The organism is Allostigmatella hybrida, assembly GCF_020103775.1.
GTDB lineage: Bacteria > Myxococcota > Myxococcia > Myxococcales > Myxococcaceae > Hyalangium > Hyalangium aurantiaca.
The window spans coordinates 1-18,278 of record NZ_JAHXBH010000010.1 but is presented as its reverse complement, the minus strand read 5'-3'; the positions used below and the strand labels follow the sequence as shown (position 1 = coordinate 18,278).

Sequence of the window (18,278 nt, the reverse complement as noted above, 5' to 3'; positions counted from 1 at the left end):
CCCCCGGGACGCTCACTTCAGCAACCTGGAGGCGGTGCGCCGCAGCGCCCCATGGAGCCAGGGGGCTCCCGCGCGCAGCCGTGCGTCGAGCGCATCGAGCGCGCGGTGCCTCAAGTCCTTCGCGCTCTGGCCCGCGCTCCGGGCCCGCGACACCATCTGCTCCAGGGCGTCGAGGGACCGCAGGCTCCACAACGTGCCCACCTCCGGGTCCAAGGCCACGGGGGCCGCGTCCGGCACGCGCTGCTCACACGTGGCGAGCCCATTGAGGAACACGGGCTCGAACAGCGCCATGAGCCGCCACGGCAACGTCGCGGCCTGCCCCGGCTGGGGATCCGGGACGTGCAGGGAGAAGTTGGCGATCCGGCTGCGGTCGATGAGCAGCGCGTGGAGGAGCCACGGGTGCTGGCGCAGCTGGTCCAGCTCCAGGTGGTCTCCCAGGGGAAACGGAACCTTCGTCTCGGTGTAGTCCTCCTGGCCGGAAACCGCCCGGGACACCCGCCGGAAGGCCCGGGACACCGCCCACGCCGCCTCCGAGTCCCGCAGCGCCTGGACGAGCTGCTCGAAGTGGCCGGGGTAGACAAGCCCGGAGGCCTCGAAGAAGGCCAGGTACTGCCCCCGCGCCTGCTGGATCGCCCGGTTCATCAGCTCCCCCGGAGGCCCCTGCACGTGCTGGAAGCGGAAGTCCTCGATGCGCCGGTAGCGCTCCAGGATCTGCACCGCCGCGTCTCCCTCCGTGCCCTCGGGCTCCACCAGGAGCAGCTCGAACGGCCGGTAGCGCTGGCAGGTGAGGGAAAACACCGCCTCATCGAGCAGGGGACGCTGGCCGGGCCCACACCAGAGCACCACGCTCAGCAGGCCCGGCTCCCGCGCGGGGGCGACCGCCGCCACGGGGGCCCGCCGGAGGGCGTACAGGACGATGTCATCACCCGCCCCCGGCTCGAGTTCGCTCAGGAGCCGGTGGAGGGCCTTCTCAGTCCCCGGGGCCAACGTTCCCATGTGGGCGCCGACGGAGTGGGCCTCCCGGTGCACCACGCGCAGGCCACAGGTGGAGAGGCTGCGCCGGAAGCCCACCTCGGAAGGCCCCGTGCGTCCTGGTGCCCCCTCCAGGAGCGTGGCGAGCAGCGCGTTGGCGGCCCCGGCATTCGCGAAGCCCAGGAGCACCTCCACCTTGGGAAACACCGCGAGGATGGCGCTCGCCAAGTATTCGAGCCCTTCTTGCAGCGAACTCCCCGTCAGCACGACGTGCGTCGGCGCGAAGCGCTGCAGCGCCTCCAGCTCGGACGCGCCCCCGGCCCACACCGCGCACCCCACGGCGGCCAGCTCGCGGGACAGCCCACCTTCTCCGCCGAAGAGGGCCACCCGGCTCTCCGGCGTCACGCGCCCCCGCACGAAGGCACGCAGGGGCTCCACCACCTTCATGTCTTCCAGGGCCTTGCCAAGGGTGTTCACCATCGGGACTCCGCGAACGCATAGAGGTGCCGGAAGTCGGCGATCCGCGCCAGGGCCTCCCCCGGGCGGGACACGGGGGGCACCGCGAACGGCTCGCCGCCCAAGGCGCGGTACTCGGCCAGCCGGGCCTGCAGGAAGGCCTCATCCCCGTACTTGGCCCCGAGCAACGCGGCGCTGCGGCGGACACTGCGCTCGCGGGCCGGGGTCAGCGGCCGGTCCACGGTGTAGTGGTGGATGAGCGCCCGCGGCGCCACGCGGACGGAGAAGCCCGCGGCCCGCGCCCGCCACGAGAGGTCCACGTCCTCGCAGTACATGAAGAAGCGCTCGTCGAAGCCGCCCACCTCCCGGTACAGCGCCGCGGTGAGGAGCACCATGCACCCCGAGCACCAGGGCGTCTCATGCGTCAGGGGCGCGTAGGGCTTGGGGTGCTCATCCGGGAACAGGCGCGCCTCGACGAGCCCCGTCCGTCCAGGCCGCTCCGCCTCCGCCACCAGCTCCGCCAGGCAGCGCGGGTGCGGCACCCCGTCCGGGTTCAGGCACACGTAGGCGCGCGTGGCGGGGGACGCGAAGGCCTCCCGCATCAGGCGGTTGTGCGCCGCGCCGAAGCCCAGGTTCTCGCCCGCGAAGCGGTAGGTGTCCTCGGGCACGAGCCGCGCCAGCTCCGCGCGAAGCGCCTCCGTGGGGGAGTTGTCCCACCAGACGGTCTGGAACGCCGGCGCCCCGGGCGTCTCCCGGTTCAACCGCAGCGCCGCGCACAGCCGCTCCAGCTCCCGTGGCGAGTTCTGGTAGAGGACGACCCCCACCCAGAGCGGGGCCCCCTGCCGTGGCCCGCCCGCCGTCACGAGCCGACCCACCTCGGCAGAAGCTCCAGCTTGGCGGTCCCCTCGCCCTCCACGCGCCAGCAGTGCGCCGGCCGCGCGATGCCCTCGTCCGCGATGGCCGAGGTCACCGTGAAGGGGCAGACGCCGCGGTGCATGTCATGGCTCTCCCCGGACGCGGAGCGCACGGAGACATCGAAGAGGTACTCGCCGGCCGTCAGCCCCACGCGCTCGATGAGCAGCACCAGAGAGCCCTGCTTCGCCAGGGGCCGGGGCAAGGGCAGCGCCTCGGCCGCCGTGCTCGTCTGATACACGAGCATCCCATCGGTCCGCCGCAGCGCGACGACGAAATCCGCGTCCTCCACGGGCTGAAACGCCTTGAAGTCCAGGTGGAGCGAGAGCCCCTCCTCCGTGTCCACCCGGGAGGTCTCCACGCCATCCCGGCGCGTCAGGCGCACGCCCGAGATCTTCAGCATGGCTGCGGCGTTGGAGACCGGCTCCGCCGGGGCATCCAGCGAGGGCAAGGCCCCGCCATCGGCGGCGATGGCCGCGGGCACCATCACCTGGAATTGCTCCTCGGCCAGCGCCACGGCACGGCGGTAGTCCTGGACGACTTCTTCCGGAGAGCCAAAGCGGCGGATGCGCCCCGCGTCGAGCCACGCGGCCGTGTCACACCACTTCTCGATGGTCAGCAGATCGTGCGTGACGAGGACGATGGTCTTCCCGGCCTTCTTGAACTCCATCATCTTCGCCATGCTCTTCTTGCCGAAGTGCTCGTCGCCCACGGCCAGAATCTCATCGACGATGAGGATGTCGGGGTCCACGTGGGTAGCCACCGAGAAGGCCAGCCGCATGTACATGCCGCTGGAGTAGGTGCGCACCGGCTCGTCGACGAAGTCGCCCAGCTCGCTGAAGGCGACGATCTCGTCCATCCTCGCGCGCACCTCCGCCCGGGACATGCCCAGGATGATGCCGTTGATGAGGATGTTCTCCCGGCCCGAGAAGTCCGGGTGGAAGCCCGCCCCGAGATCCAACAGCGCGGAGATCCGCCCGTTGATGTCGATGCTCCCCGAGGTGGGCGAGTAGATGCCCGTCATGAGCTTGAGCAGGGTGCTCTTCCCAGAGCCATTGCGGCCCAGGATGCCCACCGTCTTGCCCCGGGGAATCGTCAAATCGATGCCGCGCAGCGCCTCGATGAAGGTCTTCTCGCCCCGGTCCTTGCGGCCCATCATCCAGCGCACCAGCTCCGACTTGATCGTCGTGTACTCACGCCGGACGGTGCTCTTGCGGAAGCTCTTGACGACATTGCGGATGACGATGGCATCCCTGTTGTGTGTCTGGCTCAAACGACCTCCGCGAACTCCTCACGCCGCCGTTCGAAGATGCTGGAGGCCACCGCCAGCAGCACGAGCGCGATCCCCAACCACAGCAGCAGCGGCCCCAGGTCAGGCATCCGGTGCTCGTAAAAGATGGCCTGGTAGGACGTGACCATCACCGCCATGGGGTTGGCGAGAATGACCAGGGCCCGGAACCGGTCCGGCACCGTCTGCGCCTGGTAAAAGATGGGCGTGACGAAGAACCACATGGTCAGCAGGTTGACGACGATCTGCTGCAGGTCCCGGAACGTCACGTTGATGGCGGAGATGAGGTAGGCCAGCCCCATCGTCACGCACAGCTGGATGAGCACCACGGCCGGAAAGAACAGCAGGTGCCAGGAGGGCCACCGCCCCAGGACGAGCCCGAAGACGATGAGCAGCGGCACCGACAGCATGAAGTTGCACAGGTTGGTGACCACCACGGCGGCCGGCAGCACCTGGGCCGGAAAGCGCACCTTGGTGAGCAAGTCCCGGCGGTCGCTGATGGCGCTGGCCCCCGCGCCGATGGAGCTGGAGAACCAGATCCACGGCAGCAGCCCGACGAACATGAAGTACGGGTAGTGCTCGATGTTCTGGCGCATGTAGACCGAGAACAGGAGCGTGTAGACGGCCATCTGCAGCATCGGGTTGAGGAACGTCCACAAGAACCCGAGCACCGAGCCGCGGTACCGCGCTTTCAGCTCGCGCTGGGTCAGGCTGAGCAGCAGGCCCCGGTATTGGTAGAGTTCTCGGAGGTTACGCAACATGCGGCAGTATCCCTACACCAGAAGGCCGGCTGGCCATAAGCGTCGCAGCGCCACCAGGACAGGCAAGCTCCGCCGAGCCTCCAACCCCTTCCCGCTCCTCAACCTGCCAAGCCTGAGGGAACAACGCTCCGGGGGTCAGAGCCCACCCGAAAGCGCGCGCACCCTAGGGGAAAGCCCTGGGAGCGTCAACACGCTCCCAGCCCGCGTCCGGCGCCGAAAGCCCTCCAGGGTCCGCGCCCGCCTTCACGCAGCGTGAGGCCCAGCGCCTGCCTTAAGGGGGCGTCATCGTTGGATTTTTCCGTTGCACTTCCAAGCGATGGACAGGTCCCCGTTCTTCGGTGGATCCTCGGTTGTCAGGTCCGGGCCTTCGCGCGCCGGGTTCTTCTTCATCCAGGTGACGGGACGCCGTGAAAGAACACGTACACTCCCCGGCAAGCGGCGGGGCCCGCCTCGTGTGGAAGGAGGCGAGAACGTTTGCGGACATCCTCCGCCGCCGCGCGGCAGACCAGGGCTCGGCCCCCGCGTTCACCTTCCTGGGCGCGCAGCCCTCCGAGGACGTCACCCTCACGTACGCCGAGCTGGACACGCGCGCCCGGGCCATCGCCGCGGAGCTGAACGGGCGGGGGCTCTCGGGCCAGCGCGTCCTGGTCTCCCTGCCCCCGGGCCCCACCTCCGTCGCCAGCTTCTTTGGCTGCCTGTACGCGGGCGCGATCGCCGTGCCCGTGCCCTCCCCGCTGTTCGGCTCGCCCCAGCAGGGGCCTGGGCAGATGGCCACCCTGGCCATGGACTCCGGGGCCGCGGCGGCGCTCGTCGCCGGCCAGCGGCCCGCGGAGGGCCAGCGGCTGACCATCGAGGGGCTCGCGGGCCACATCGATCTCATCGCTGCCGAGGCCATCTCCGGGCCGCCCCCCGCCGACTGGCATCCGCCCGTGGTGGACACGCGCGCCATCGCGTTTCTCCAGTACACGGCCGGCACCCTGGGCGCCCCCAAGGGGGTGCGCGTCACCCACGCCAACCTCCTGGACAACTGCGAGGCGCTGCGGCGATCGCTGGGCCACACCTTCACCGATAAAATCCTCCTCTGGCTGCCCAGCCACCAGGGCTTGGGGCTGCTGGAGGGCGTGCTCCAGCCCCTGTACGCCGGCGTGCACTGCGTGCTCATGCCGGCGCAGTCCTTCTTCCAGCGGCCGGGGCGCTGGCTGGAGGCCATCTCCGCCCACGGCGCGACGGTCAGCGGCGCGCCGAACTTCGCCTATGAGCTGTGCGTGCGCTCGGTGAGCGAGGCGGAGCGGGCCAAGCTGGACCTGAGCCGCTGGCGCGTCGCCTTCTCCAGCATGGAGCAGGTGCGCGCCGAGACGCTGGAGCGCTTCGCGGAGCACTTCGGCCCGTGCGGCTTCCAGGCCAAGGCCTTCCGCCCCCTGTACGGGCTGGCCGAGTCCACGTTCCTCATCTCCAGTTCCAAGTCCGACGCCGGCGCCACCGTGCGCGGGGTGGCCGTGGACGCGCTGGCCCAGCAGCGCATCACCGAGCGGCCGGGCGCGGCCACGAAGCTGGTGAGCAGTGGGTCCGCGGCGAGCGTCCAGGTGCTCATCGTGGACCCGATCACCCGCGCGGTGCGCGGCGAGCAGGAGATTGGGGAGATCTGGGTGTCCGGCCTGAGCGTGGCCGATGGCTACTGGGGCCGGGTGGGCACCACGGAAGAGGTGTTCCGCGGGCGGCTCGCGGGCACGGCCTCCGCGGGGCGCGCCTTCCTGCGCACGGGAGACCTTGGCGCGAGCGTGGGCGGAGACCTGTATGTCACCGGGCGGCTCCGGGACGTCATCATCTGGCAGGGCCAGGAGCTGCGGCTGCAGGATCTCGAGTTCGACGTGGAGTCGAGCCATCCTGCCCTGGTGCCCGGCAGCTGTGTGGCGGCTGCCTCCAAGCAGGGGCGCAACGAGGAGCTCACGCTGATCGCCGAGTTGCTCCCCTCCGAGCCGGAGCCGGTGGGCGCGGACGCCCGCAAGCGGCAGCAGGACATCATCGAGGCCATCCACCGCCGCGTGAACCTGCGCCACGGGGTGACGCCCCGGGACGTCGTGCTCGTGCGGGCCTACTCCCTGCCCCGCTCCTCCACAGGCCGGGTCTCCCGCTCCGCCACGCGGGCCCTGCACCAGGCCTCCGGCCTCAAGTCATTGACCCAGCCCCAGGACGAGGAGCGCCCTGCCCCTGCCCAGGCCGAGCCCACCCTCTCCCCGGGGCGTGAATCCGCCTGGAAGGGGCCGCTGGACCGGCTCCCCCTGACGCCCGCGCTCTACGCGGTCCATGATCCGGCACGCGGGCTCCAGGGCCGGACCGGGGCCTGCCGGGTGTTCGAGCTGCCCGTGGGCACCGAGGCCTTCCATGTGGAGGAGGCGCTCCACGCGGTGTGGGCCTCCCACGAGCCGCTGCGCCTGCGCTATGCGCGGCTGGGAGCCGAGGGCCCATCCGGCTGGGCCGCGCTCATCGCTCCCGAGAAGGAGCCCGTTCCCCTGACACGGATCGATCTCGCGTCCCGCACGGACGTGGAGTGCTGGCCCACCGTTGAGGCCATGGCCCGGAAGCTGGGCGCGGAGGTGGGCCGGTGCTCGGGAGCGCTGGCCACGTTCGTCTTCTGCGCCCGGGGCGACAAGGCAGCCCCGTGGCTCATGGCGATCTGCCACCCGTCGCTGATGGATGAGTCCTCGTGGCGGATCCTCGCCTCGGACTTGGCGGATGCGTGTGAGCAGGCACGGCTGCGAGGGCGCGTGAGGCTGGCGCCCCAGAGCGGCTCCCTGATGGGGTGGGCGCAGCAGCTCGCCACGGAGGTCCGGCTGCCCCGGACCGTCCAGGAGGCCCGCACGCACTGGCTCAGGACCTCCCCCGCCTCCGAGGCGGCTTCCCCCTCGCCCGGTGCGTCGGGCGCCCCCGCTCCCAGCGCGCAGGCCACCGCGGACGCGGCCTCGCTCCAGCGAGCCGCCACCCTGCTCGATGTCTCCCGGGAGGCACTGCTGCTGACGGCGTGCTCGCTTGCCTTCGCGGCGCACACCCAGCGCGCCTCGGTGCGGGTCAGCCTGGAGCAGAGCGCGCGGGGCACCAGCCTCTACCGGGTGGACACCTCGCGCATGCTGGGCAACCTCCACTATGCGTTCCCCACGCTCGTGACCGTGGAGCCGGGCGCGGTCCCGGAGAAGCTGGCGCGGCGGATCCACCTCCAGCTCTTGGAAGCGCCGCTGGAGGGACTCGCCTACGAGGGCCTGCGGACCTACGGCGAGGATCGCTCGCTCGCCGACGCGCTCACCGCCTTGCCCGTGCCTGACTTCGGCCTGCACCTGGCGGATGAGGGCGCCCCCTCCAGCCGTGGCACCCTGCACACCCTGGCCCTGTTCGATGATGGGCCCTGGCCGGGCACGGGGGCCATCCCCCTGCGCGTGGAGGCCCGGCTGTCCGCGGAACAGGCACAGTTGCTCTGGCACGGCCGCACGGCCGACGGCGAGCTGCTGAGCACGCTGGCGAAGCTCACCGAGCAGGTGCTCCGCGGGCTCTGCACCCAGGTGGAGAACCTCAAGGCCACGCCCCCGGCGGGACTCGGCGCGGCCCGGGCCGTTCCTCCCCAGACGCGCTCCCACTGAGCCGCCCGTTCCGGGGCGCTCAGCGCACCTGGCAACGGCGGGCCCGGAGGAGCGCGGCCAGCAGCAGTCCCCCCCAGGCAGCCCCCAAGGGCCCCGTGGCCGCGGCACACCCTCCGGCGTTGCGCTCATCGGCCGGTGAATCCTCGGGAGGCCCGTCTTCGCCCGGCGTCTCCTCCGGAGGGACACCCGGCGTGGGCCCTCCCGGATCTGGAGGCACGGCCATGGCCTTCACGGTATGGCGGGCTACCGTGAACTCGTTGTCGCGCTGGGTACTCCGGAGCGAGACCTGGCCCAAATCCACCACGGAGGGAGCCCCGGCGCGGAAGGCGTAGTTCTCCGCCAGGAGCACTTCCGGGAGGCCAGGAGGGGTGAGCCACACGCTGTAGATCTGGGCGGGCAGGTCCACCACCATGCGCACGTGGTACGTCTGGTGAGCGGTATAGGGCACCAGGTTCGCCGCCGCGTAGGCCGCCCCATTCCGCGCGTCGAATACCCCACTGGGGTTGAGGCGCACGCTGATGGGCAGGTCCTCATAAGAGGACACCTGGGCCGCGCTGCCCACGTAGCCCATCACGCCATCAACGGCCGGGCCATGGGGCGTGACGTCGAACTCCACCGTGAGCACGCCGGTGTTCCCCGTTCCCAGGGAGTACAGGCTCCCGGCGAACGCACGCTTCGAGTGCCAGCCCGCTTCCCCGCCCGGAGGAGGCTGCTGCTGCCGGTACCGCATCAGCGCTTCGAGGAAGTAGTAGTCCCCGTAGACGAGCCCCACGTCTACCTCGTGCCCGGCGGGCAGATGCCCCACGCCGTGCAGCAGGATGCCCGCATTGCGTGTCCCAGCGGCCAGGTACGCCGGCGAAGTGAGGTTCTCCAGCATGAGGACGGCGGCGGATTGATAGCGCGCACGCTGGACCGGATCCTCCACGAAGCGGTGGAGCTCCAGCAGCGCGGAGGCTGCCGCCGCGGCCGCCGACGAGTCCTTGCGTTGCTCCGGCGCATCGAAGTCCCAGTTGGGCACGAAGTCCCCGGACAGCCGGTTCAGGTAGGCATCGGTCACCTTCCGCGCGGCCTCCAGCACGCGCGGATCCTGGGTGTACCGGTAGGCCAGGGTGAAGCCGTACATGGCCCACGCCTGGCCCCGCGTCCAGGTGGAGCCGTCCGCATACCCCTGGTACGTCTCCTTCGAGAGGATGGCGCCCGACACCGGATCATAATCCACGACGTGGAAGGTGCTCCCGTCCGGGCGGACGAGATCCTCCCGCGTGCGCAGCGCATGGTGGAGCGCCATGTCCTTCCACTCGGGCGGCCCACCGTTCTCCGCGGCCCAGAAGAGCAACTCCAGGTTCACCATCGTGTCGATGACGGTGGGCAGGTGCCAGTCCGGGTTCCAGTCACAGGTGTTGATGACCCCCACCTTCGCGTCGTAGCGAGCCGCCAGCGAGCGTGCGGCCTCCAGCAGGACGTCCCGGTAGTACGGCTCTCCTGTCAGCCGGTACGCGTGGCCATAGCTGGGGATGAACTTGAAGCCCAGGTCATGCGTCTGGGTGTTCCCCTTCTGCACCTCCAGGGCCCGCGTCCAATCCCCGGCGAGCGTCTTCCACGAGGCCTCGCCGGTCAGCTCGTACAGAATCCAGAGTTCCCCGGGGAAGAAGCCCTGGGTCCAGCCGGTCATGTCCGTGGCGGGCGTCGTCTGGAGGCTCCCATCCGGCGGGGTACTCTTCGGGTACTGGCCCACCGGGAGCTGCGCCCCCATCCGCGCCAGCTGCTGCTGGGAGAACTGGAGGGCGCGCGCCACCGCCGCATCCTCCAGCGCCAGGGCAGAGCCCGCCACGAGCAGGCCGAGGAGCAAGCCCACGCCTCGCATCTGAATCCTGCCCCCCATGTCCACCTCCTGGCGCGCCTCCCGGACGAGGGAGGGCCATTGATGGGAAATAAGCATCCTCCCCTCCCGGATCAGCGGCAGCGTTCAGGAGTGAATGCTTCTCTGTAGACTGGCCCCCTTCCGAGGTGCACCCATGAACCGTTGTTTGCTCGCTGTGTTCCTTCTTCTCCTCTCGGTACCCCTCCCCGGCCGCGCGCAGGAGAAGAAGGAGGTCGACCTGCAGATCTGGTACGGGTACAGGGCTGCCGAGCGGACTGCCCTGGAGCAGGCCGTGGCCGCCTACAACAAGGCCCGCGCAGGCACGGGCGTGAAGGCCACCCTGCGCAACATTCCGTCTGATGCCTTCACGGACAAGATCAGCGCCGCCGTGCCCCGGGGGGTGGGCCCCGATGTCTTCATCTTTCCGCAGGACCGGCTGGGCGGCTGGGTCGAGAGCGGCAACATCCTCGAGCCCCTCGACTTCTTCCTGGACGAGCCCCTCCGCAAGCGCTTCCTCCCCGCCACCCTGGAGGCGATGACCTACCGGGGCTCCGTCTACGCCCTGCCCCTGAACTTCAAGGTCCTCACGCTCATCTACAACAAGAAGCTCCTGCCCAAGCCCCCGCGGACCACGAAGGAGCTGGTGGACACCTGCGCCAAGCTGCCCGGGAAGAAGGAGGACAGCACGTGCCTCGTCTACCCGTACACGGACTTCTACTACCACGGGGCCTTGATGAACGCCTTCGGGGGACGGGTGTTCGACCCCGGCCCGAAGCCCCGGCTGGATGCGCCCGAGAACGTGAAGGCGCTGGAGCTGCTGATGCGCTGGGTGGACAAGGACAAGCTCCTTCCGCCCGAGCCTTCCACGGCGCTGACCACCTCGCTGTTCAACACGGGCAAGGCGGCGATGGTGTTCTCCGGCCCGTGGTTCCTGGGAGAGGTGTCCCCGAACATCGACTACGGCCTGGCGCTGCTGCCCACCGTGGACGAGGCCGGGGGCAAACCGATGCGCCCGTGGATGACGGTGGAGGGGGTCGCCGTGGCCGCCCCGTCGAAGCACAAGGAGCAGGCGTTCGACTTCGTGAACTTCCTCACGGGCCCGGAGGGCGAGCGGATCATGGCGGTGGTGGGCCGCCAGAACCCCGCGCTGCAGCAGTCCTACGACGAGCCCGCGATCGCGCAGGATCCCCTCCTGAAGGCGTTCCGCGCCCAGGCGGAGTTCGCCGTGCCGCTGCCCAACCTGGCGGAGATGACGATGGTCTGGTCCCCGATGACCAGCGCCATGAACGCCATCGCACGCAAGGCCGCTTCGCCCAAGGCGGCCCTGCAAGAGGCCCAGAAGTCAGTCCAGCGGGACGTGGAGGGACTGCGCGGCAAGCGGGCCCCCACCCCCTGAAGCATGGCGGCCCCTTCGAGCCCTGGGCCTCAACCTGCCCTGCGCATGGGGCGAGCCAGCTGCCGCGGGAAGGGCTCCTCCAACAGGGCCTTGAAGAAGGGGTTCAGGAAGCGCCCCGTGGGGTCGAGCTGGGCGCGAATCCTGGCGAATTCGCGCAGCCGCTCACCAAAGGCCTGCCACGCGGACGCGGCGGTCACCCCCGGGGTCTGATTGAACAACGGCGCGCCCCCGTGTTTCTCCGCCAAGGCATGGTACTCCGCCAGGAACTCCTTCCACCCAGGGGTTCCCGTGGAGACGGGATCGGCCGTCATGGCGTTGCCCTGGTAGGAGTACGAGAGCAGGGAACTCTGATCCTGGAAGGTACGGTACCCCACGTTCAGCAGGTTGCTGCGGTAACCATGCTTCGCCTCATAGCGCTGACAGAACTCGAAGTACCAGGAGAGCAGCTCGGGATAGCCCTTCTCGGGAAAAGCCAGGATGCTGAAGGTGTACTTCCCGGGACCTCCCTTGTGAGGGTAGCGGATGATCTGCGCCGTGGGCTGGGTGTTGCGACCGCGAATGACGGTGCGCAGGAAGAAGTGGTTCACCCAGTTCGCCGTGTTCAGCAGCGCATTGCGCAGGAACCGGAACGGCACGAACCGCGCGACAAGATGCGAGAAGCGCGGGGCCGCATCCCTCCAGACGAGGTTGCGCAGCTTCCACTGCCAGCGGGTGGAAGCGGCGGGATCCGCATCGACGTAGGTGCGAAGCTCCGCGGTGATGAGCCCCCGGGGCCCCATGAACAGGTGCTTGCGGGTGAAGGGATCCAGGTAGAACATGATCGACGTGCCCTGCTTCTCCAGGTCTTTCATCCCGGTCTGGAGGAAGGCAGTGAACTCCTGGAGGGTGAAGGTGCGATGGCGCACCGCCATCGCCGTGAGCTTCTTCACCTTGAAGGTGACCTCGTAGACGAAGCCCAGCAGTCCATAACTGGAGCGCAGCGTCTGTAGATCCAACCCGTGCGTGAGGCTGGGGATTTCCACGCATTCTCCCTGGGCATTGACCATCTTCGCGGACCGAAGGTAGGAGCTCACCTGGCCATGCTCTCCGGGGAAGGCGGACTCCTTGGTGCCCACGCAGGCCGCGGCCCCCATGGTGAGATCGCCAATCTCCACGTTCACATAGAACTGGAGCTGGTGGCTGCAAAGGAACTCGGCCACCTCGAAGAAGCGCGCCCCTGCTCCCGCGGTGACCGTGGGGTTGCCTTCGGCATCCACCCCCAGGGACATGTGATTGAACGCCTTCATCACCACCACGGTCCCGGTATCCGCCTCGAAGCAAGCCGTGGTGGAGTGGATCGAACCCACCGCCCGGAGGGGACTGGGAAACCTCTGGGTGTCCCGGACGATGCGTTGAAGGTGCCGGGGATGCGTGGGATAGGCAATCACCCTGGGATGGGTATGGATGTCATTGAACCAGTTCGACACGGGCTCGGCGGTGACGATCTTCATTCCATCAATTGTCTGTTCCATGGATGACTCCTGCTTCAGGGTAGATGGATGGACTGGGTTCACGCAGCGGCAGGTACACAACCTTTGACAATCAGGTATTGCGCAAAGAGATACGTCCCCATGATGGCGAAATTCATGGCAGGCAGCGGGACGACGAAACGCGAGAGGGCGACAATGCTGTCGGACAGCACGAACAGCACGGCCCCGGCGAGCACCGACGTGGAAGAGGACGAGTTGAACTGAAACGTGCGCAGCAGACCGCTGATGGCGCTCGTGAGCACCAGCGCCATGTAGATCAGCACCGGCAGGCGGTAGCGCATGTTGCCCCCAGTCATGTGTGCCGCGATGACCGGGTACAGCGTGTATCCGTAGACGGCGAACGGAAGGCCATACGTCACGGCGTCGCGTCTGTTGAGGCGTTTCAACTGGACGCCATCGAGGAACGTGCGGATGTAGCAAAGGTGGGCCAGGCCGAACGCGGCCATGCCCACCAGGAAGAGATCGTGCCCGGGCAAGCCCAGCGAGATGTCTCCGGCCCAACACAAGCCCAGCGCGAGGAAAAGAAAGCGGAGCGGCAGGGATGTGCTCCTGCCGCGCGTGCTCGCGTAGAGGAATGCCGCGAGCAAGGGCATGAGCACCCCCTTCGAGCAGAACGCCAGCCATGGCCCGCCGAAGCCAGACAGGTTCGCGGCGCAGTTGACCAGGGCCGCGGTGACAAAAGCGCCCAGGAAGATTCGAGGAAGAGACGTTCGCCGGGGATGCGCTGTGGAAGGGAGCATGGACCTACCCTATGGGGCAGGCCGTGGGAGGGCCGTGAAGCAAGCCACAGGAATCCTGTGACGTGGCTCACAGGCGCTGGGCGCTCACCGGGGGAGCATGGAGGTCAACAGGGGGCACGATCGGAATGGCGCAGCCACTTCTAGAAGGAACAGCAGCCATGGCACACTTCCACCATCCACTGATGGGCCTGCTGCAAAGCAGGTGTCACGACGGAGCGTACATGGTGCGTAGGTGGGGGTACGCGCTTCATCAGCCCATTCACGAGAGTGAGCGCTCGTTGCTCATCCGGGCGACCCGGCTCAAGGACGACTGCCCGGTCCTGATCAAGTTCCCAGGCAGTGATTACCTCGACCGGCGCCGCATCCTCGAGCTCCGGCGCGAGTACGCCCTTTCCCGCCGCGTCGAGGGGGACGGCATCGTCCGCGTGCTCGGATTCGAGGAGTTCCCCGACCGGCCGGGGCTCGTCCTGGAAGACTTTGGCGGCACCTCGCTGAGCCAGTTGCTGAAGGAGCGCGGACGGCTGGATGTGGGGACCTTCCTGGGCTTCGCCTTGCCCATCACCCTGGCGCTCGGCCACATCCACCGCAAGAGCGTCATCCACAAGGACATCAAACCCCACAACATCATCGTCAACCCTAGGACCGGCATCCTGAAGCTCACGGATTTCTCCCTCGCGGTGGCCATCGCGCGGGAGGTGGTCATCCCCGAGGGCCTCACCCAGCTGACGGGCACGCTGGCCTACATGGCCCCGGAGCAGACCGGGCGCATGAACCGGGCCGTGGACTCCCGCGCGGACTTCTACGCCCTGGGCGCCACCTTCTTCGAGATGCTCACCGGCCGGCGCGTCTTCCCCACCAGCGAGCCGCTGGAGCTGCTCCATGCGCACGTCGCCCAGCGTCCCCCTTCGCCGCGCGAGGTGGTCTCCAGCATTCCCTCGGCGCTCGCGGACATCGTGCTCAAGCTGCTGGCCAAGGATCCGGAGGCCCGGTACCAGAGTGCCTCGGGCCTCGTCGCCGACCTGGAGAAGTGCCGGCTCCAGTTCCAGGAGGGAGCCGCCGCGCGCCCCTTCCCCTTGGGCTCCGCGGACCGCTCCCAGCGCTTCCAATTGCCTCAAGGGCTCTACGGGCGCGCCTCGGACCTGGAGCTGCTGAAGGAGTTGCACGCGCGCGCGGAGGCCGGGCTTTGCCCCTTGCTGCTGGTCACCGGATCGGCGGGCATTGGCAAGTCCTCCCTGGTCAACGAGCTGCACAGGGCCACCGCCGCCAGCCAGGGGCGGTTCGCCTCGGGCAAGTGCGACCCCATCCATCGTGGCGTGCCCTTCGATGCCGTTCAGCAGGCGCTGCGGCAGCTCGTACGCCAAACCCAGGCCGAGGAGCCCGCGAAGGAGTCCTTCATGCGCGAGCGCCTGCTGGAGGCGCTCGGCTCGAACGCGGGAGTGCTCGTCGAGGCCATTCCAGACACGCGCGCGCTTCTGGGGGAGCAGCCTCCCGGGGCTCCCCTGCCCGCGGACGGAGCCCACCGCCGGCTCACCCTGGTACTGGCGCGAGCGCTCCAGGCCTTTGCCTTGCCGGGCCGGCCGCTCGTGTTGTTCCTGGACGATCTGCAGTGGGCCGACAGTGCCACCCTCGCGCTGGTGAAGGCGCTCGCGCTGGGCCCGGACCGCCATCACCTGCTGCTGGTAGGCGCCTATCGGGACGTCGAGGTCTCCGAAACGCACCCGCTGGCCCTCACGCTCCACGAGCTGACCGCCACGGGCACCCCGCTCCAGACCCTCGACCTGGGACCGCTCAGCCTACGAGAGATGGCGCAGATGGTGGAGGATGTCACCGGTGCCAGCGAGTCCCAGTCTCTGGAGTTGGGCTCCCTCATCCACGCCAGGACGGGGGGCAACCCCTTCGTCGTCAAGGAGTTCCTCCGGTTCCTGCACGAGCAGGGCCTGCTGCGCGCCAGCCCTCACGGCACGGGATGGGAATGGGACTTCTCCGAAATCGAGTCCCAGGAAATTCCCGAGGACGCGGCGGGGTTGATGGCGGTGGAGCTCCGCAGGCTGCCTCCGGAGACCGTGGAGGTATTGCAGCAGGCCGCCTGTCTGGGCACCGTGTTCGGATTCCGCGACCTCACGCTCGCCCACGGCGCCACGAGCGCGGAGACGGCGCGCGTGCTCTGGAGCGCCATCGAGCGCGGGCTCGTGCTGCCGCTCAGCCCGGATTACCGGTTGCTTGATCCGCACGGGGACAGCGTGCCCCCGGATTTCGATGTGCCCCTGCGCTTCCTCCACGACCGGGTGCGGCAGGCGGCCTACCTGCTCAGCTCCAAGGCCGAGCGCGCCGCCTGTCACGTGCGGACGGGCTTGCGTTTGTACGAGGACGCCCGCGCCGCGGGGAGCTTGGAAGAGCGGGCGTTCGCCATTCTTCCGCACTTGGGCCATGACCTGGAGCAGATCGCTCCGGATCTTCGGCTCGAGCTGGCAGACCTCCACCTGAGGGCGGGGCAACGGGCAACGGGCTCGGGCGCGTATCGCACCGCCTGCGAGCTGTTCCGCGCGGGCAGCGCCCTCCTGCCCTCCTCTCCCTGGACGCATGAGCACGAGCGGTCCTTCGCCCTCTCCATGGAGTATGCGGAGTCCAGTTACCTGGCGGGGGACTTCGAGGTGGCCAGCACCTGCTTCGAGACGCTGCGGGCCCAAGCGCACACCGCAGCGCAGCAGGCCACGGTGCTCGGCCTACAGACCCACCTGGCGGCCCTGAACAGCAAGTACTCCGAGGCGCTGGAGCTGAGCCTCGAGGGCTTGCGCATGCTGGGCGTCGAGTGCCCTGCCTCGCTGGACAGGGATCAACTGGCGGCTCAAATGCGGGAGGTCTCGGACCTGATGAAGGGGCGTGGGGTGGCGGAGCTGCTCCAGTTGCCCCGGCTGAAGGCTCCGCAAGTGGAGCTGATTCATGGCCTGCTGGCCGCGGCCACGACCCCCGCCTACTTCGTGGCGCAGCATGCCGTCATGTGGCTGGCGCTCCGGCTCGTCAAGCTGTCGCTGGAGCACGGCAACAGCCGCTTCTCCCCCTACGGCTACGCGCTGCTGGGGCTCATTCACACCAGTGGGCGGGATGACCCGTTCACGGGGCAGGAGTTCGGGCAGCTGGCCATCGAGCTGACCGGCCATTTCCAGGATCCCATCGTCAAGGCCCACGTGCGTTTCGTGCACGCCTCCTTCATCAACCACTGGGTGCACGGCTCCCGCACCAGCCTGGAGCTGCTCACGGAGGCCTACAAGGGCGCGATGGAGGGCGGAGATTGGAAGCGGGTGGCGCACTGCCTCATCGTGCGTGCCTGGCTGCGGCTCTCCCTGGGGGATCCTCTCCCGGAGCTTCTGGCAGAGAACCGCAAATTCATCGAGCTGCTGAAGCCGTTCAAGGATTCAGGCAATTTCACCAACTTCCAGTACCTCCAACAGACCGTGCTGTTGTTGACCGGTGCCGAGACGGTGTCCGAGTACACGCCCGATATCCAGTGGCCACTGTCCCAGGCGTACCAAGCGGTTCTGCTGGCCGAGCAGCACTACCTGATGGGCAGGCCCGGGGCGGCGTTGGCGCATGCCGAGGCGGCCAGACCTTGGCTGACCTCCGTCCCCGGCCAGGCCGTGCTCGTGACACATGCCTTTTATCATGCCATGAGCGCGGCGGCGGTCTGCCTGGACAGCCCCCAGCCCCCGGGGTCGCTGCTGGCGGTGATGGAGAAGCACCTCGCGTATCTGGGGAAGTGTGCCCACCGGGCTCCGGAGAACTACGCGCCCCACCACCTCCTGGTCCGCGCGGAGTTCGCCCGCGTGCGGCGGCAGGAGCAGGAGGCGCTTCAGACGTATGAGGAGGCCATTACCGCCGCGCGCGCGAGCAGGCTGCCCAATCTGGAAGCCCTCGCCTGCGAACAAGCGTGCCGCTTTCAGGTGGAGCGGGGACGGCGGCCCCATGCCTACGCCTATCTGCTGGAGGCGCTCAATGCCTGTGAGCGCTGGGGCGCCTATGGAAAGGCCAACCAGCTGCTGGCCGAACACGCGTCCCTGCTGCGCACCTATGGAGGGACCGCCGGCCGCTGGGACGCGGTGGCGCGGATGACGCCCCCAGAGACGGCCGCAGCGGCCTCCTCCGAGTCACGCAATGAAATACTCGACATGACCTCCGTGATGAAGGCCTCGCAGACCATCTCTAGTGAGCTGCAGTTCTCACAGTTGGTGGCCAACCTCATCGGCATCGTCATGGAAAGCGCCGGCGCACAGCGGGGCGTGCTGGTGCTCAAACGGGGGCAGGACTTCTTCGTCGAGGCGGCAGCGGAGGTGGACGGCCCCAAGAGCGTTGTGGTGCCTTCTCAGCCCTTGGCCCTCAGCGATGCGCTGTGCCATGCCATCGCGCATCAAGTGCTGCGGACCGGTGCCCCCGTGGTGCTGGATGACGCGTGTGCCCAGGAGCCCTTCCGCACGGACTTCTACATCGCCCGCCGCGGCGTGCGCTCGGTGCTCTGCACCCCCATCTTCCACCGCAATCACTTGCTCGGCCTCTTCTATCTGGAGAACAACCTGGCTGCGGGGGCCTTCAACGGCAGCCGTCTGGAGGTGTTGAGCATTCTCTCGGCACAGGCCGCCATCTCCATCGAGAATGCCGCGCTGTACCTGAGGCATCCCCTCATAAAAGTCCGAAGCACTCGCGGAAGACGGGGTGCTCGCAGACGAGCTGAGCGAAACGCTC

10 protein-coding genes are annotated in these 18,278 nt (G+C 68.7%); 3 read left to right on the top strand and 7 right to left on the bottom strand.

Annotated features, from left to right (window positions below; genetic code table 11):
* Positions 1-12 precede the first annotated feature (12 nt).
* From KY661_RS17860 to KY661_RS17845, 4 genes are read right to left on the bottom strand one after another with little or no spacing between them, the layout of a single operon-like run.
* Entirely contained in the window at positions 13-1,452 is a 1,440-nt protein-coding gene (locus KY661_RS17860; RefSeq protein WP_225411346.1) for a glycosyltransferase family A protein, read from the bottom strand.
* Positions 1,446-2,303, bottom strand: coding sequence for a glycosyltransferase family 2 protein (locus KY661_RS17855; RefSeq protein ID WP_225411345.1), 858 nt, complete (start codon positions 2,301-2,303; stop codon positions 1,446-1,448). Before KY661_RS17855 ends, KY661_RS17860 begins: the two co-directional genes overlap by 7 nt.
* A complete protein-coding gene (locus tag KY661_RS17850; RefSeq protein WP_225411344.1) occupies positions 2,288-3,613 on the bottom strand; it encodes an ABC transporter ATP-binding protein in 1,326 nt (441 codons plus the stop codon). The genes KY661_RS17855 and KY661_RS17850 overlap by 16 nt, the downstream gene beginning before the upstream one ends.
* A complete protein-coding gene (locus KY661_RS17845) occupies positions 3,610-4,389 on the bottom strand; it encodes an ABC transporter permease (protein ID WP_225411343.1) in 780 nt (259 codons plus the stop codon). The genes KY661_RS17850 and KY661_RS17845 overlap by 4 nt, the downstream gene beginning before the upstream one ends.
* A gap of 407 nt (positions 4,390-4,796) precedes the next feature.
* Between KY661_RS17845 and KY661_RS37580 the strand changes: the two genes are divergently transcribed.
* On the top strand, positions 4,797-8,018 hold the full coding sequence (locus KY661_RS37580) for an AMP-binding protein (RefSeq protein WP_317987278.1): 3,222 nt from the start codon (positions 4,797-4,799) through the stop codon (positions 8,016-8,018).
* Positions 8,019-8,037: 19 nt separating this feature from the next.
* On the opposite strand, the gene KY661_RS17830 is transcribed toward KY661_RS37580, so the two are convergent.
* Entirely contained in the window at positions 8,038-9,957 is a 1,920-nt protein-coding gene (locus KY661_RS17830; protein WP_225411342.1) for a glycoside hydrolase family 88 protein, read from the bottom strand.
* A gap of 76 nt (positions 9,958-10,033) precedes the next feature.
* Here KY661_RS17830 and KY661_RS17825 point away from each other — a divergent pair, with 76 nt between their 5' ends.
* Entirely contained in the window at positions 10,034-11,275 is a 1,242-nt protein-coding gene (locus KY661_RS17825; protein WP_225411341.1) for a sugar ABC transporter substrate-binding protein, read from the top strand.
* Positions 11,276-11,304: 29 nt separating this feature from the next.
* Here KY661_RS17825 and KY661_RS17820 read toward each other — a convergent pair whose 3' ends face one another.
* Together KY661_RS17820 and KY661_RS17815 are read right to left on the bottom strand one after the other, a co-directional pair.
* Positions 11,305-12,786: an FAD-binding oxidoreductase gene (locus KY661_RS17820; RefSeq protein ID WP_225411340.1), complete on the bottom strand. Its 1,482-nt coding sequence runs from the start codon at positions 12,784-12,786 to the stop codon at positions 11,305-11,307.
* Between the two features lie 38 nt (positions 12,787-12,824).
* A complete protein-coding gene (locus KY661_RS17815) occupies positions 12,825-13,544 on the bottom strand; it encodes a lysoplasmalogenase (RefSeq protein ID WP_225411339.1) in 720 nt (239 codons plus the stop codon).
* 221 nt (positions 13,545-13,765) lie between these two features.
* On the opposite strand from KY661_RS17815, the gene KY661_RS17810 reads away from it, so the two are divergent.
* A partial coding sequence (locus KY661_RS17810) for a protein kinase domain-containing protein (RefSeq protein ID WP_225411338.1) occupies positions 13,766-18,278 on the top strand: 4,513 nt, incomplete at its 3' end.

What these genes read in the sequence shown, in the direction of transcription:
- KY661_RS17830 (WP_225411342.1), bottom strand. Translation starts at nt 9,957, where the DNA reads ATGCTTATTTCCCATCAATGGCCCTCCCTCGTCCGGGAGGCGCGCCAG.
- KY661_RS17820 (WP_225411340.1), bottom strand. Translation starts at nt 12,786, where the DNA reads ATGGAACAGACAATTGATGGAATGAAGATCGTCACCGCCGAGCCCGTG.
- KY661_RS17825 (WP_225411341.1), top strand. Translation starts at nt 10,034, where the DNA reads ATGAACCGTTGTTTGCTCGCTGTGTTCCTTCTTCTCCTCTCGGTACCC.
- KY661_RS17845 (WP_225411343.1), bottom strand. Translation starts at nt 4,389, where the DNA reads ATGTTGCGTAACCTCCGAGAACTCTACCAATACCGGGGCCTGCTGCTC.
- KY661_RS17860 (WP_225411346.1), bottom strand. Translation starts at nt 1,452, where the DNA reads ATGGTGAACACCCTTGGCAAGGCCCTGGAAGACATGAAGGTGGTGGAG.
- KY661_RS17815 (WP_225411339.1), bottom strand. Translation starts at nt 13,544, where the DNA reads ATGCTCCCTTCCACAGCGCATCCCCGGCGAACGTCTCTTCCTCGAATC.